Below are 15,180 nucleotides of genomic sequence, written 5' to 3'. Positions count from 1 at the left end.
GGCCCGCCCGGTGAGCCGGGGGCCGCGTCCCGGCGGTCACACGGGGGCGGTCTGCGTCGTCGCGTAGAACTCCCTCCGCACCTTGCGCAGCCATGCGTCGGCGGCCGACTCGTCGGGGTGTTCGGGCAGCACGCTGCGGGTCTCGGCGAACGCCTCCTCGAAGTGGCGCAGCAGCGGTTGAGCGGCCCCGGGGTCGGCGGCGACCTGCTCGCCGAAGCGGTGGTAGCCCTCCGGGTCCTCGACGCGGATCGTCAACCGGCCGGTGGAGTAGAGCTCGTAGCCCTGGGAGCACAGCCGCTTGAGGTGACGGGCGTGCTTGGCGCTCCGCTTGCGGGTTTCGGCCGTGAGGGGCCCGTCCTGACGGTTCTGCAGCTTGCGGAACTGCTGGGTGGCGTAGCCGAGGTAGGCGTCGCGGACCCTGCGGGCGCTGAGCAGCGTCTGCCGGATGGCGACGAGTTCGTCGCCCAGCGGTGTGCGCACCTCGTACAACTCGTCCGGCAGCCAGACCAGTTCCGTCACCGTAGGGTTGCCGCCGAGGGCGAGCCTGCACCACTTGGCCGCTTCGTGCAGGGTTCGGTCGGGCGCGGTGCTGACGTGCGACTCCGGCGGCCGGTGCAGGCCGTGCAGTTCCTCCGTGGGGGTGGCGAACATGCCGAGGCGGTCGACGTCGGAGTTCTCGTGGGTCAGCCCGTAGGCGGTCGAGCCGACGATGCCGGACAGCAGGATGTTGGTGACGGTCACAGGTGCCCCCGGTCGCTCCCCGATGATGATCACCCGGCCTCCCGGCCGGGCGACGAGACCGCCATGATGCCCCGGCTCCGCCCCTCACCACCTCGTATTTTCCGGCGTCGCCCGCCCGCCGCGCCGGCTCCCGGCAACCTCGTGCACCCCGACGTGCCCGTGGGCGGCGAGGAGGACTTCGTCACCCACCCCGGCTCCCGGCCCCGCCCAGCGGCTCACTCGGACGGCTCATAGCACTGGTCGGGCGGTCCGGCCGGTGGTGCCGTGGAGGGCAGAGCGGCCGACCCCGTCCTCAGGAGGCACTCGTGAGCACCCCGCGCCCGTCGTCCCGCCCGTCCCGCCCGGCCTGCCCGCCCCGCCCGTCGGGCCCGGCCGGCCCGACCCGTCCGGCCCGCGTGCCGGCCGCGGTCCTGGCCGGCGGATCCCTGCTGGTCGCGGCGGCCTGTTCGGACGGGGAGGACCGTGCCCCGACCGGCTCGGACGTCGCGGCCGCGCCGGTCGCCGGACCACCGTGTCCCCCGCCAAGCCGCTCACGAACGCCCGAGCTCGGATCGCGCTGCTCACCGGGGGCGACCTGGTGGACGACTGGACGCGGGTGACGGCCGCGGGGAACCGGCACGACCGGCTGCTCGTCGGCAAGGTCGACGTGGCCGACTTCCTCACGGCCAGGACGCAGGCCGCCGCGGTGGAGCCGCTCGGTCGAACTCCCTCGGCCCGGAAGCCGGATCCGAGGATTCTCCGGTCACGCCCACCCTGGATCGGCCTTCTTCCTCCGACCAGAACCATGTGACATATTACTGGCGTGACCAAGCGACCGAGCGGTGACGTCGTGGTCGTCGGCGCCGGCATGGTCGGCGCCGCCTGCGCGCTGTACGCGGCGCGCGCCGGACTGGACGTGATCGTGGTCGACCGCGGCCCAGTGGCCGGCGGCACGACCGGCGCGGGCGAGGGCAACCTCCTCGTCTCCGACAAGGAGCCCGGCCCGGAACTCCAACTGGCCCTGCTGTCGGCGCGGTTGTGGCGCGAACTTGCGTTGGAAGGGCTCGCGGCGGCCTTCGAGTACGAGCCCAAGGGCGGGCTCGTCGTGGCGTCGACCCCCGAAGCCCTCACCGCCCTGACGGACCTGGCGGCCGGACAGCACACGGCCGGAGTGAAGGCCGTCCACCTCGACGCAGACCAACTCACCGACATGGAACCGTACTTGGCTCCGGGCCTCGCAGGCGGGGTGTTGTATCCGCAGGACGCCCAGGTCATGCCCACCCTCGCCGCGGCCCACCTCGTGCGGGCGTCCGGAGCGCGCCTGGAGACCGGCCGCACGGTGACGGGGATCCTGCGCGGCGACGACGGCGCCGTGCGCGGGGTGCGGACCGACCGGGGCGACATCCTCGCGCCGGCCGTGGTGAACGCGGCCGGCACCTGGGGGGCGGACGTCGCGGCGCTGGCGGGGGTCCGGCTGCCCGTGCTCCCCCGCCGCGGCTTCGTCCTGGTCACCGAGCCGCTGCCGCCGCGCGTGCGGCACAAGGTGTACGCCGCCGACTACGTGGCCGACGTGGCGAGCGACTCGGCCGCCCTGCAGACCTCGCCGGTCGTCGAGGGCACCGCGGCCGGACCTGTGCTGATCGGCGCGAGCCGTGAACGGGTCGGCTTCGACCGCTCCTTCTCACTGCCGGTGATCCGCGCCCTGGCGGCGGGCGCGACCCGGCTGTTCCCGTTCCTGGAGCACGTCCGGGCGATGCGCACGTATCTCGGCTTCCGCCCCTACCTGCCCGACCATCTGCCCGCCGTCGGCCCCGACCCGCGGGCGCCCGGGCTGTTCCACGCGTGCGGACACGAAGGAGCGGGCATCGGGCTCGCGACCGGCACCGGCCTGCTGATCGCGCAGTGCCTCGCCGGCGAGAGCCCGGAGCTGGACCTGAGGCCGCTGCGCCCCGACCGGTTCGACGGCCCCGGCCGCCCGGACCGCTCCACCGAGGAGGCCGCCCGGTGAACCCCCTGAAACTGGTCCGGGCGCGTCCCGGCGTCCCGTTCACCCTCACGTTCGACGGCCGTGAGGTCGAGGCGCTGCCCGGTCAGACGATCGCCGCCGCCCTGTGGTCGTCCGGCGTGACGGCCTGGCGCATCACGCGGGGCGGCGAACGTCCGCGCGGGGTGTTCTGCGGGATCGGCGTGTGCTTCGACTGCCTGGTCACCGTGGACGGCCGCCCCAACCAACGGGCCTGCCTGGTCACCGCCTTGCCGGGCGCTGACGTCCGCACGCAGAAGGGGACGGGTCATGACGGGTGAAAGCTCACCGGTGCTCGCGGTGATCGGGGCGGGGCCGGCCGGGCTCGCCGCCACCCTTGCCGCCGCGGCGCGCGGCGTGCGCGTGGTGCTGGTCGACTCCGCCCCGGCGGTGGGCGGGCAGTTCTACCGGCAGCCCGCGCAGGAGCTGGGCGCCCGTCGGCCGCAGGCGCTGCATCACCAGTGGCGCACCTGGGAACGGCTGCGCGCCGGGCTCGACGTCCACCGCGCCGCCGGACGTGTCCTGCACCTGAGTGAGCGTCATGTGTGGTGCGTGGAGCGGGAGTCGTCCGGCCTGACCGTGCACGCGCTGCTCGGTCCGGGGCTGGAGGAGTCCACGGCCGTCCGGGCCGCCGCGGTGGTGCTGGCGACCGGCGGCTACGAGAGGGTTCTGCCGTTCCCCGGCTGGACCCTGCCGGGCGTGGTCACCGCGGGCGGTGCGCAGGCCGTGCTGAAGGGCGGGCTCGCGCTGCCCGGCCGCAGGGCGGTCGTCGCCGGCACGGGCCCTCTGCTGCTGCCCGTCGCGACCGGGCTCGCGACAGCGGGCGCTCGGGTCGTCGCCCTGGTCGAGGCGGCCGGTCCGAGGGACTTCGGCCGCCACGTGCGGGCCTGGGGCATGGCCCCCGCGAAGGTGGTCGAGGGGACCGCTTACGCGGCCCGACTCCTGCTCAACCGAACTTCTCTGACGTTCCGTCACACGGTGGTGGAGGCCCATGGCGTGGAACGTCTGGAGTCCGTCACCGTCGCCGCGCTGGACGCCGACGGCCGACCGGTACCCGGATCCGGGCGGCGACTCGTCTGCGACACCCTCGCCGTGAGTCACGGTCTGCTGCCGCACACCGACCTCGCGGAGGGGCTCGGCTGTCGCGTCGAGGAGGCGGGCGTCCGGGTCGACGACGAACAGCGCACCGACGTCCCGGGCGTCTGGGCGGCGGGCGAGGCCACCGGCATCGGCGGGGCCGCCCTGTCCCTGGCCGAAGGGCATGTCGCCGGCCGATCGGCGGCGGCCAGGCTGACCGGCACGGTCCCCGACCCGAGGGAGTGGGCGCGGGCCGACCGGGCGCGCGCCCGGCTGCGGGCGTTCTTCCAGGCGCTGGCGGGGGCCTACGGCGACCGGCCCGCCCGTTGGACGGAGCAGGTGACCGACGACACGGTCGTGTGCCGCTGCGAGGAGGTCACCGCCGGCGCCGTCCGCGAGGCCGTCGGCACGCTCGGCGCCGGCGACCTGCGCACCGTGAAACTCCTGACCCGGGCCGGAATGGGCTGGTGCCAGGGCCGCGTCTGCGAGCCCGGGGTGGCCGGCGTCGCGGGCTGCGCGCCCACCCCCGCGCGCCGGCTGCTGGCCCGCCCCGTGCCGCTCGGCGTGCTCGCCGCCCCGACGACCGACTCCCCGGCACCCCGGTGACAGCCCGCGGCACCCCGGCGGCCTGCCCGCGGTCACCCAGTGGCATGTCACACACCACCCAGCGAAGGGACTGCACATGAACGCCCCCGACTCCGCCCCCGCCCCCGGCCCTGTCCCCCACCCGGCTCCCCCGGCCTCCGCGTCCCGCCCCTGGCGTGGTGTCCTGGTCGCCACCGCGCTCCCGCTCGACGACGGCCTCCGCGTCGACCACGACCGGTACGCCGAGCACTGCGCCTGGCTGGTGGCCAACGGCTGCGACGGCGTCGTACCCAACGGCTCGCTGGGCGAGTACCAGGTGCTGACACCCGAGGAACGGACCCGGGTCGTGCAGACCGCGGTGGCCGCGGTCGGCGGGGCCAGGGTGATGCCCGGCGTCGCCGCGTACGGTTCGACGGAGGCCCGGCGCTGGGCGGAGCAGGCAGCCGAGGCCGGCTGCTCGGCGGTGATGCTGCTGCCGCCCAACGCCTACCGCGCCGACGAGCGTGCCGTGGTGGCCCACTACGCGGAGGTCGCCGGGGCGGGGCTGCCGGTCGTGGCGTACAACAACCCGATCGACACCAAGGTCGACCTCGTGCCCGAACTGCTGGCCCGGCTGCACGGCGAGGGGCACATCCACGGCGTCAAGGAGTTCTCGGGCGACGTCCGCCGCGCCTACCGGATCGCCGAACTCGCCCCGGAGCTCGACCTGTTGGTCGGCGCCGACGACGTCGTGCTGGAGTTGGCCGTGGCGGGCGCCAAGGGGTGGGTCGCCGGTTACCCCAACGCGCTGCCGAGGGCGTCGGTCGAGCTGTACAGGGCGGCCGTCGCCGGTGACCTCACGGCCGCGCTCCCCCTGTACCGCCGACTCCACCCGCTGCTGCGCTGGGACTCACGCGTCGAGTTCGTCCAGGCGATCAAGCTATCGATGGACGTCGTCGGCCGTCATGGAGGCCGCTGCCGCCCGCCGCGGGTCCCGCTGCTGCCCGACCAGGAGGCCGCCGTTCGCGCGGCCACCGAGAAGGCCGTCGCCGCCGGCCTGGCGTGACGAACCCGGCGCCCGACCCCGGGCAGTCGTCCGCACGGCACGGAACACGGCACAGAAGGGGACCTCATGCGCAGCAAGCTCGTCCTGCACGCCGTCGACTCGCACACCGAGGGAATGCCCACCCGCGTGATCACCGGCGGGATCGGCGCCATCCCCGGCGCCACGATGAACGAGCGACGGCTGTACTTCAGGGAACACCGTGACGACGTCAAGCAGTTGCTGATGAACGAGCCGCGCGGCCACTCCGCCATGAGCGGCGCGATCCTCCAGCCGCCCACCCGGCCGGACTGCGACTGGGGCGTCGTCTACATCGAGGTGTCCGGCTATCTCCCGATGTGCGGGCACGGCACGATCGGGGTGGCGACCGTGCTCGTCGAGACGGGCATGGTCGAGGTCGTCGAACCGGTCACCACCATCCGCCTGGACACCCCCGCCGGGCCGGTCGTCGCGGAGGTGGCGGTCGAGGACGGCGCGGCCACGGCCGTGACCCTGCGCAACGTCCCCTCCTTCACGGTCGGGCTGGACCGCAGGGCGACGCTGCCGGACGGCCGCACGGTGACGTACGACCTGGCGTACGGCGGCAACTTCTACGCCATCCTGCCGCTGGAGGAGTTCGGGCTGCCCTTCGACCGCTCCCGCAAGGACGACATCCTGCGCGCCGGGCTGGCGCTGATGGAGGCGGTCAACGCCGAGGAGGAGCCGGTCCATCCCGAGGACCCGTCCATCCGCGGATGCCATCACGTGCACCTGTACGCTCCCGGCGCCACCGCCCGCCACTCCCGGCACGCGATGGCCATCCACCCCGGGTGGTTCGACCGCTCACCCTGCGGGACCGGGACGAGCGCCCGCATGGCACAGCTGCACGCCCGGGGCGAACTGCCCTTGCACACCGAGTTCGTGAACGAGTCGTTCATCGGCACCCGCTTCACGGGCCGCCTCCTCGGCACGACGGAGGTCGCGGGCCGCCCGGCGGTACTGCCCAGCTTCACCGGCCGCGCCTGGATCACGGGGACGGCCCAGTACCTGCTGGATCCGACCGACCCGTTCCCCGCCGGTTTCGTGCTGTGACACGTCGCCCGCGACCGTCGGCGACGAACTCGTGGCACGTGACATGGCACAGTGCACTGGTTCACAGTGACATGGCACCGCTCGTTCCCGAGGAGACCCACCATGGCCGCCGCCCGGCGCACCAGCAGCGAGACACCCGCGGCAGCAAGGACACCGGCCGCCCCGGCCACGCCCACGCCCACGCCGGCCGCCGCAGCCGCGTCCGGCCCGGCCCCGGTGCCGGCACCGGCACTGCCCGTGCTGGGGGGCAGGCGGAGCAGCTACCGCGAGCGGGTCGCCGACGCCCTGCGGGCCGCGCTGATCGCGGGTGAACTGCTGCCCGGCGAGGTGTACTCGGCGCCGGCGCTGGCCGCACGCTTCGGCGTCTCGGCGACCCCGGTGCGCGAGGCGATGCTGGACCTCGCGAAGGAGGGCCTGGTCGACGCCGTCCCCAACAAGGGGTTCCGGGTCACCGACGTCTCCGACCGGCAACTGGACGAGTACACCCACGTCCGCGCACTCATCGAGATCCCCACGGTGGTGTCGCTGGCGACGACCGCCGATCCCGTGACCCTGGAGGCGCTGCGCCCGGCCGCCCGGGAGATCGTCGCGGCCGCGGTGGCGGGCGACCTGATCGCCTATGTCGAGGCCGACACCCGCTTCCATCTGGGGCTGCTCGCCCTGGCCGGTAACGCGCACCTCGTCGAGGTGGTCCGCGAACTGCGCGGCCGGGCGCGGCTGTACGGTCTCACCGCCCTGTCCGCCTCGGGCCGTCTGCTGGCCTCCGCCGAGGAGCACCTGGAGCTGCTGGACGCCCTGCTGGCCCGCGACGAGCGGTCCGTGCACGAGGTGATGACGCGACACCCCAGCCATGTAAGGGGGTTGTGGGCCTCCGCTGGCGAGTGACCCGCCCCTACCCCGCCTTTCGCCCCCCGCCACCTCGGACCGGGGATCGTGCCTGTGATCCTTGTCGCTGATGTGAGAAGAGTGGGGAGAGTGTGGAACGGGAATTCAACTGCCCGTGCACGAAAGGGTGGTGTCTTTTCCGTGGGGGAACGCGTGAGCCGGTGTGTGATCGGTGCTGGTCTGTCGGGGCTTGCGATGGCTCACGCCCTGAAGTCCGAGGGGCTCGACTTCGTCTGCCTCGAGCAGGCGTCCGACGTCGGCGGGCTCTGGCGGCAGCCGCAGGCGGGCGAGCGCGGTCCGGGATACCTGTCACTCCACCTCAACACCAACAAGCGGCTCACGGGTTACGCCGACCATCCGATGCCGGCGTCGTACCCCGTCTACCCCCGGCACAGCGAAGTCGCCGCCTATCTGCGCTCCTTCGCCGAGTGGGCCGGCGTACTGGACCACATCGAACTGGAGACGACCGTCGAGTCCGTGCGGCCGGCGGCCGACGGTGCGTGGACGGTCGTCAGCCGCGACGCCCACGGCACCCGCACCGCCCGTGACTTCACGCAGGTGATCGTCGCCTCGGGGCACAACACGGAGCCGGTCCTGCCCGATCCGCCGCCCGGCTCCGAAGGTTTCGAAGGAACGATTCTCCATGCGCTCGACTACCGCGACGGCAGCGACTACGCCGGACAGCGCGTCGTCGTCGTGGGGCTCGGCGCCTCGGCGGTGGACATCGCGAGCGATCTCTCGCGCCACGCCGCCCAGACGGTCCTGTCCGTGCGCCGGGGCCTGCACATCCTGCCCAAGCAGCTCTTCGGCATGCCCCTGGACGACGTCGCCGAGGCCCCGTGGTGGACGTCCATGTCCCTGGAGGAGCAGCGCCGGTTCATCGAACAGGCCGTGCTCGTCGCCCGCGGCAGGCTCTCGGACTACGGCCTGCCCGAGCCCGACCACCCGATCTTCGCCTCGGCCGTGACCATCTCCGACGAGATCCTCACCCGTATACGTCACGGCGGGGTCGTCCCCAAGCCCGGAATCGACCACCTCGACGGCGGCAGGGTGGTCTTCACCGACGGCACGTCCGTACCCGCCGACGTGATCGTCCACTGCACCGGGTATCGCATGGCGTACCCCTTCCTGCCCCCGGGCTGTCCCATCGGCCCGGGAGGCTCGGTCGAGCTGTACAAGCGCGTCGTCGCTCCCGACCATCCCGGTCTGCACTTCATCGGCCTCGTTCGTCCGCACGGGTCGATCACCCGGCTCGTCGAGGCGCAGGCGCGCTGGGTGGCCCGGGTGGCGGCCGGCAAGGCGGCACTGCCCGAACCGGAGGTCATGCGCAAAGAGATCGCCTCCTACCTGGGAGGCATCGCCGGGCAGTACGGCCAGACGCAGGGCGCGTCGATCCAGGTGGACGTGGTGCCCTATCTGGAGGAACTGCGCCAGGAGTGACGGCAAATCAACCGCTGCTGCTGGTACGGGCTTTCACCGACAGGACGCTGCGCGAGGTGCTTCACCGCCGAGCCTTTGCTCGGTCGCTTCGCGACGGTGAGTGACGGTGAGCGACGGTGAGCGACGTAGGCGGGTGGGGTGGCGGACGGCGGGGCGGCGGGTGCCCCCGCCGGGCGCCGAGGAGGCCGCCCGGGCGGTCTGGGCGGCCACACGTTCGTGCCTTCGAGGGCGCAGGGAGCGGTTCGACGACGTCGGCGTACGGCTCCCCTCGGGGACCTGTCCCGAGGTGCCGTGGCACCCCTGGTGTGACGAGCGGTGCTGTCCTACCGGTCCAGCTGTCCTGCAGATCCGGTGGATCCACGGGTCCAGCCGGCCCACGGGGGCAGCTGCTCGACGGAGCCCGCGGGCGGTGGTCCGGTCACGGTCCGGCGGACAGCGGGACGGCGGCCAAGGGGTCCGCGGGTGCGGAGTCTGCCGGTGCGGAGTCCGCGGACAGGAGATGCGCCGCACCGGGGACGGCGGGCGAGGGAACGGCAGACCGGGCCGCGGCGGGCGGCCGGACGTCGTACGCCTCCGAGGAGATGTACGTCATGATCCGGGGCGAACGGCCCCGCTGGTGAGCCAGACCGAGGTAGGCGACGAGCCCCACGCCCTCCTCCGGCTGCCGCGCGGTGACGGCGGCCGGGGCGCACAGCACCGGGGCGGGGTCCACGCCGTAGCGGCCGAGCAGTGCCGCCGCCCGGTCCAGGGCCTCGCCGTCGTGACGGGCGTAGTCCCGCACCGGGACGTAGAGGGTGAAGCCGGTCGGCCTCCCGGTGCCCGTGTCGGTGAAGGCATGGCAGGTCTGGACGGGCCGGCGGACGACCCGTGGCCCCCACCCTGCCTCTGCCTCTTCCTGTGCACCGGCACCGGCACCGGCACCCGGGCTGTCGGTCACGACGTCGCTGGCGTGACCTGCCGCGATGCGGAAGAACTCCTCGATCTCGGCCCGGTCGGGACCGCCGTCCATGCGGGACAGGGCCCCGGCCTCGGCGGCGGACAGGTCCTCGTGCGCGAGGTAGACCTTGACCCGGGGCTCCGCCCAGTCGCCCAGGTCCAGGGCGAAGAACAGGTGCCGGTCGCTGTCGGACAACGACGCGAACGCCTCGCGGTGACCGAGTCGCTCCAGCGCCTTCCGCACGGTCGCGGCGGCATGGCTCTGACCGGACGCCGCGGGGTTGAGGTAGGCCTTGACGCGGGGGATCCCGCCGGGACGCAGCTCCAGCGCGCACCACAGCGCGAGAGGGCCCTCGGGCGACGGCGGGAAGAAGAGGTCCTCCAGTTCGTCGAGGCGGTCGGTCGTGAAGCCCCAGCGTGCCGCCAGTTCGCGTACGACCCGCAGGCCGGTGCGGCCGTTGTGCCTCAGGTCGCTCTCGCCCGCCCCGGGCTCGAGCAGTACCCGCAGGGTCGGCGCCGCGCCCGGTTCGCAGGAGAGGGAGAACTCCACCGGCGTGTGGTCGTCGGAGAGGAAGCTGCGGCTGGGCGGGGGCAGTCGCAGGGGTCGCTCGGCGACGGGCCCCAGGGCCTCGACGAGTGTGCGCGCGTAGATGTCGGAGTCGGCCGAGGACAGGCCCGCGATCTCACTCAGTCGCAGTAACTGCCGGACCGCGTGTCCGCCGAGCGTGGGCGCGGCGCCTGTGTCCGTGTCACCGGACCGGTGGGCGGTCATCTGACCTCACCCCGCGCAAGGGGGCGGGCAAGAAGATACCCGCCTGGTGGGGCGGGTATCCGGGGGTGCATGACGACGGGGCGTCGTATGAAAACGGCGTCGGCGGATATGTGGTCCACGACACCTCCTCTGTCTCGTGAGCAACACGGAATGCCGCGTTCCTCACTACCCCTGAGGTTGAATCGTCATGCAGTCGTGCAGAGTTGGCGGGTGTTGTGTGAATCACCTCGTCAGCCAGTTGAGGAACTGGCTCCACATGCCCCCGCGTTCACCCCTGCTGCGCGTCGCGGCCTGCTCGGGGCGCGGTGACGCCTCGGTGCGGGACTGAGGAGCGGGCCGGGGCGCCGTCCGGACCGGGGTGAACTTGGCGGGCAGCACGGTGAGTCCCCGGTTGAAGGGGCCGGGCCGCCAGGTCAGGCTCTCGGTCGGCACGGCGAGCTCGACGTCCGGGAGCCTGTTGAGCAGGTTCTCGATGGCCGTCACGGTGATCTGCCGGGCGGGCTCCTTGGACGGGCACGCGTGCGGGCCGGCGCTCCAGGCGAGGTGGGCGCGGTTGCTGCCGGCCTTGCGCGCGGCGGTCAGCGCGGGGCCGGTGTTGGCCGCGGCGAAGCTGACCAGCACCAGATCGCCGGCGTGCAGCTTCTGTCCGGCGAACTCCATGTCGGAGGCCGGGTAGTGCGGGGCGAGGTTCTGCATGGGCGGGTTCTCCCACAGCGTGTCGTCGATCGCCTCGTCGATCAGACCGCCCTGGTTGGCGTACGCGTCGTGGGTGAGCAGGCGGTGCAGGGTGTTGCCTATCAGGTTGCGCAGCGGCTCGTTGCCCGCCACCAGCAGCAGGGCGATCTGGTGGACCAGTTCCTCGTCGGTGAGCTTGGCCTGATGCTCCATCAGCCACGAGGGGACGTCGTCGCCGGGCTTGGACCGCTTGAGCGCCACCAGCTCGCCGATGGCCCCGAACATCACCCCCACCGCCTGCTCGGCGTTCACCCCGTCGAACATGCCGGTGATGCCGAACACGACGCGGTCGCCGATGTCGGCCGTGCAGCCGAAGAGTTCGTTGAACACGAACAGCGGCAGCTGCTTGGCGTAGTCGCCGAGCAGGTCGGCCGAGCCGCGCGAACCGAACTGCGAGATCAGGTAGTTGGAGACCTGCTCGGTGCTCTGGCTCAGCCTGCGCGGGTCGACGCGGGCCATGCTGTCGGTGATGGCCTGACGCAGCCTCAGATGCTCGGCGCCGTCGCTGAACATGGCGTTGGGCCGGTACGCCAACAGGGGTGCGACCGGGCTGTCCGGGGGAATCCGGCCTTCGTTGAGGTCGCGCCAGCGGCGCGCGTCCTTGCGGAACGAGCCCGAGTCCTGCAGGAGTTGCAGAGCGGTGGCGTAGTCGGTGACGAGGGTGGCCTCGACTCCCGGGGCGAGCTCGACGGGCGCGGTGGGCCCGTAGTGGCGCAGGTAGGAGTAGTAGGCCTGGGGGTCGGCCGCGAACTCCACTCCGTGCAGCGGCACTCGGCCGCCGGTCTGGTGCGCCGGGCACCCGGGCGGGGGCACGGGTGCGGTGGGTTGGTCCATTTCTGCTCCCTAGTGGGCACGGTCCTGCAGGTGGCGGACGAGCGTGATGAGGGCATCGGCCGACGACTTCTCGTCCCGTGCGTCGCAGGTGACGACGGGAGTGTCGTCGAGCAGGTCCAGCGCCTCGCGCAGGGCCAGCTCGTCGCGCAGCGGCGAGCCGTCGAAGTGGTTGACGGCGATCGCGTAGTCGAGTCCGTACTGTTCGATCAGATCGATCACGGCGAAGGAGTCCGCGAGCCGCTCGGGATCGACGAGCACCAGCGCGCCGAGCGCGCCGCGTGCCATGTCCTCCCACATCTGCACGAAACGCTGCTGGCCCGGCGTTCCGAACAGGTAGAGCACGACGCGGTCGCTGATGGTCAGCCGGCCGAAGTCCATGGCGACCGTGGTGGTGGTCTTGCCCTGGACTCCCTTGAGGTCGTCGACCGACTCGGCGGCGCGCGTCATCGTCTCCTCGGTGGACAGCGGCTCGATCTCGGAGATCGCCCCGATGAACGTCGTCTTGCCGACCGCGAAGTGGCCCACGACGAGGATCTTCACCGCCGTCTGCGTCGCGCCGCCTCGGACGTACGCCTGTTCATCCAAACTTGGCCCTGAGACCATTCAGCACCTCCTCCAGAATGTCCCGGTCGGCGAGGGGCGCCCGCTGCACCGGTGGGCGGGTGATGAGGTATCCGCCTTCGGTGAGGGCGGCGAGGAGGATCTTCACCACGCCCAGGGGCAGTTGGGTGTGTCCGGCGATCTCGGCGACCGAGAGGTAGCCCGCCTCGCACAGCTCCAACAGGTTCTGTTCCTCGGGGGACAGACGGGTGGGCCGCTGCTGGTGGTCGGCGGCCGCCGTGACCAAGGTGATCAGGGAGAGCTGCTCCTCGTCGGGCAGCCCCCGTCCCTTGGTGATGACGTACGGGCGCACTAACTCCGCGCTCTGCGGCTCCAGTTCGCCGAATCCGGTCATGACCGCACGCCGAGGTTCTCGCGCGGCGGCGTGGTCAGCGCCTTGCCGAGCTGGCCGACGAGCTGTTGCATCCGGAAGGTGATGTCCGCCATGTCGACGTCCGGCGACGCGGAGACTCCGAGGTAGGCGCCCTCGCCCGCGGAGATCAGGAAGACCCAGCCCCCGTCGAACTCGACCAGCGTCTGCCGCCACTTCTGGGTGACGTCCTCGCAGAAGAAGGCGAGTGAGCGACTGAGCGACTGCACGCCGCTCATCGCGGCGGCCACCCGGTCCGCGTCGTCCTTGCCGAAGTCCTGCGTTCGCGCCATCAGCAGGCCGTCGGCTGAGATCAGGACGGCGTGCAGGGCCCCGGGAATCTCCAGGGCGCTGTCAAGCATCCATGACAGGTCGTCGTTCACGAGAACTCATGCCCTTCGCTGCTTGCACCACGGGTGCTGCTCGACTGTTCCGCGGGGTCCGTCTGCGTGGCCCGGCCCGACCGGGTGCCGCGCTGGAAGGCGCCCATGATCGCCGCCGTCTCGGCGCCCGAACGCGACGGGCCTGGGGCGTTCGACGCACTGCCGGGCACGATGGCCATCGGCCGCTTGCGGCGCCGCCTGGGCAGGCCGTCGGCGGTGGTGGTCACGGGCAGCGCGTTCTCGGGGCCCCCGCCGGTGGGGGCGGCCTGGGCAGCGGGGGCGACCGGAGCCGGCTCCTTCTGCTCGGGCGCGTTGGTGAGCAGGTCGTGCGGCAGGAGGAGGACCGCCCGGACGCCTCCGTAAGGGGAGGTGGAGTCCACGGACACCTCGAAACCGAAGCGCTCGCTGAGCACGCCGATCACCGCGAAGCCGAACTGCGGCGGGTTTCCGAGTGCGGAAACACCCGAGACCCGGTCACTCGACAGAAGCCTTTCGGCGCGGGCGCGCTCTTCGTCGTTCATGCCGACACCGGCGTCGTCCACGACGATGCAGATGCCCTTGGGAACGGTACGAATGTTGATTTCGACAACGGTGTCCGGGCTGGAATAGCTCGTGGCGTTGTCGAGGAGTTCCGCGAGGGCCAGTGCCACTGGTTCGACGGCCCGGCTGGTGATGCCGAAGTCGACCTGCGAGAGAATCTCCACCCGTCGGTAGTGACGGACCCTGCCCTGCGCGCTGCGGACCACGTCGTAGACGGACGCGACATCACGCTGACGTCCCAGCCAGCCGTCGCAGAGCACGGCGATGGACTGGGCGCGGCGACCGAACTGAGAGTTCGTGTGGTCGATCTCCAGGAGGTCCTGGAGGATCACCGACTCGCCGTATTTGTTCTGCAGCCGGGAAACGATCAACTGCTGTTCCGCGGCGAGGCCCTGGAGCGTCCGCATAGCGGACTTGAGGACCGTTTTCGTAGCCTCTTCGGCTCTTTCCTGAGCTGCCTCGACGGATTTCGCGTACCCGTTCTCGAGCTCGGTGTGACGAGCCCGGAGATCTGCGAACTCCTGCCTTAACGTCCGCGCCGCCCTACGCTGGCGAACAATGAGGGCGACGGCGACGAGTACGGCGACGAGGAGAGCCCAGAGTACCGGGTTCTGTATGTAATCAGTCATAAGACTCTCTTCAGGCGACTGACGGCCAGTTGCTGAATTCCCGTCAATGCGGGTGGACCGGCGGACCGCCCGCACCGGGGTGACCGCCCGGACTGTCCCCGTAGTCGGAGATGTCGTCTTGCACCCATCCGCCCGCTCTACAAGCGAGCGTGATCGTATCACCACAAGAAGCAGCCACAGACCGCCAATTTGGGCGCAGAGGTGAACATTGACGGTCCGTCAACCGTATCGGCGAGCGTCTCGCGGACGACCTGCAGATGACCGCGACACCGGGGATCGGAACAGCGCCCCGGGACAACCGATAAACGGGCTTCCGCGACATTCGGGCGACAAGCGAGACGGAGGCAACAAAAAACCCGCACTCGGCGCAACGCCGAATGCGGGGATCAATCGATCACCGAGCGGGATCCGCTCGACACGGAGGGTGAGAGTGTCCGAGGGGGGACTTGAACCCCCACGCCCGATAAAGGGCACTAGCACCTCAAGCTAGCGCGTCTGCCATTCCGCCACCCGGACCAGGTGTCTGCCGCCGCGCGAG

General features: G+C 71.9%; 15 protein-coding genes and 1 tRNA gene. 8 read left to right on the top strand and 8 right to left on the bottom strand.

From position 1 onward, the window contains the following. Nucleotides 1–36: 36 nt before the first annotated feature. Nucleotides 37–741, bottom strand: a complete 705-nt coding sequence (locus ACZ7DE_RS14050) for a nucleotidyltransferase domain-containing protein (protein ID WP_470760785.1) — start codon at nt 739–741, stop codon at nt 37–39. A gap of 511 nt (nt 742–1,252) precedes the next feature. On the opposite strand from ACZ7DE_RS14050, the gene ACZ7DE_RS14045 reads away from it, so the two are divergent. From ACZ7DE_RS14045 to ACZ7DE_RS14010, 8 genes are all read left to right on the top strand, one after another. After that, nucleotides 1,253–1,531 (top strand): hypothetical protein, encoded by a 279-nt coding sequence (locus tag ACZ7DE_RS14045; protein ID WP_470760783.1) that lies wholly within the window; start codon nt 1,253–1,255, stop codon nt 1,529–1,531. Nucleotides 1,532–1,543: 12 nt separating this feature from the next. Continuing rightward, on the top strand, nt 1,544–2,728 hold the full coding sequence (locus tag ACZ7DE_RS14040) for an NAD(P)/FAD-dependent oxidoreductase (protein WP_470760781.1): 1,185 nt from the start codon (nt 1,544–1,546) through the stop codon (nt 2,726–2,728). Further along, entirely contained in the window at nt 2,725–3,024 is a 300-nt protein-coding gene (locus tag ACZ7DE_RS14035; protein WP_470760779.1) for a (2Fe-2S)-binding protein, read from the top strand. Before ACZ7DE_RS14040 ends, ACZ7DE_RS14035 begins: the two co-directional genes overlap by 4 nt. Then, entirely contained in the window at nt 3,014–4,426 is a 1,413-nt protein-coding gene (locus ACZ7DE_RS14030) for an FAD/NAD(P)-dependent oxidoreductase (protein ID WP_470760777.1), read from the top strand. Before ACZ7DE_RS14035 ends, ACZ7DE_RS14030 begins: the two co-directional genes overlap by 11 nt. A gap of 76 nt (nt 4,427–4,502) precedes the next feature. Further along, a complete protein-coding gene (locus ACZ7DE_RS14025) occupies nt 4,503–5,450 on the top strand; it encodes a dihydrodipicolinate synthase family protein (RefSeq protein ID WP_470760775.1) in 948 nt (315 codons plus the stop codon). A gap of 66 nt (nt 5,451–5,516) precedes the next feature. Then, on the top strand, nt 5,517–6,518 hold the full coding sequence (locus tag ACZ7DE_RS14020; RefSeq protein WP_470760773.1) for a proline racemase family protein: 1,002 nt from the start codon (nt 5,517–5,519) through the stop codon (nt 6,516–6,518). 102 nt (nt 6,519–6,620) lie between these two features. Next, entirely contained in the window at nt 6,621–7,403 is a 783-nt protein-coding gene (locus ACZ7DE_RS14015; RefSeq protein WP_470760771.1) for a GntR family transcriptional regulator, read from the top strand. Nucleotides 7,404–7,556: 153 nt separating this feature from the next. Then, the gene (locus ACZ7DE_RS14010; protein ID WP_470761100.1) at nt 7,557–8,843 is read left to right on the top strand and encodes a flavin-containing monooxygenase; all 1,287 of its coding nucleotides are present in this window, start codon (nt 7,557–7,559) and stop codon (nt 8,841–8,843) included. Nucleotides 8,844–9,261: 418 nt separating this feature from the next. Here the strand turns inward: ACZ7DE_RS14010 and ACZ7DE_RS14005 are convergent, their stop codons facing one another. The 7 genes from ACZ7DE_RS14005 to ACZ7DE_RS13975 all read right to left on the bottom strand — a co-directional run bounded on the left by ACZ7DE_RS14005 (nt 9,262) and on the right by ACZ7DE_RS13975 (nt 15,158). After that, nucleotides 9,262–10,551, bottom strand: a complete 1,290-nt coding sequence (locus tag ACZ7DE_RS14005) for a tryptophan dimethylallyltransferase family protein (protein ID WP_470760770.1) — start codon at nt 10,549–10,551, stop codon at nt 9,262–9,264. A 222-nt stretch (nt 10,552–10,773) separates the two neighbouring features. Beyond that, nucleotides 10,774–12,120: a cytochrome P450 gene (locus ACZ7DE_RS14000; protein ID WP_470760768.1), complete on the bottom strand. Its 1,347-nt coding sequence runs from the start codon at nt 12,118–12,120 to the stop codon at nt 10,774–10,776. Nucleotides 12,121–12,129: 9 nt separating this feature from the next. Beyond that, a complete protein-coding gene (locus tag ACZ7DE_RS13995; RefSeq protein WP_470760766.1) occupies nt 12,130–12,723 on the bottom strand; it encodes a GTP-binding protein in 594 nt (197 codons plus the stop codon). Continuing rightward, a complete protein-coding gene (locus ACZ7DE_RS13990) occupies nt 12,698–13,075 on the bottom strand; it encodes a DUF742 domain-containing protein (RefSeq protein ID WP_470760764.1) in 378 nt (125 codons plus the stop codon). The genes ACZ7DE_RS13995 and ACZ7DE_RS13990 overlap by 26 nt, the downstream gene beginning before the upstream one ends. Then, nucleotides 13,072–13,473, bottom strand: a complete 402-nt coding sequence (locus tag ACZ7DE_RS13985; protein ID WP_470760762.1) for a roadblock/LC7 domain-containing protein — start codon at nt 13,471–13,473, stop codon at nt 13,072–13,074. Before ACZ7DE_RS13985 ends, ACZ7DE_RS13990 begins: the two co-directional genes overlap by 4 nt. Then, nucleotides 13,470–14,642, bottom strand: coding sequence for an ATP-binding protein (locus ACZ7DE_RS13980; protein ID WP_470761098.1), 1,173 nt, complete (start codon nt 14,640–14,642; stop codon nt 13,470–13,472). Before ACZ7DE_RS13980 ends, ACZ7DE_RS13985 begins: the two co-directional genes overlap by 4 nt. Nucleotides 14,643–15,073: 431 nt before the next feature. Further along, nucleotides 15,074–15,158 (bottom strand) — tRNA-Leu (locus ACZ7DE_RS13975). Nucleotides 15,159–15,180: the final 22 nt, after the last annotated feature.

Source organism: Streptomyces sp. NPDC037083, from assembly GCF_055606485.1.
Note: the sequence above shows the minus strand (reverse complement) of the source record. Positions and strands in the feature narration are given on the sequence as shown.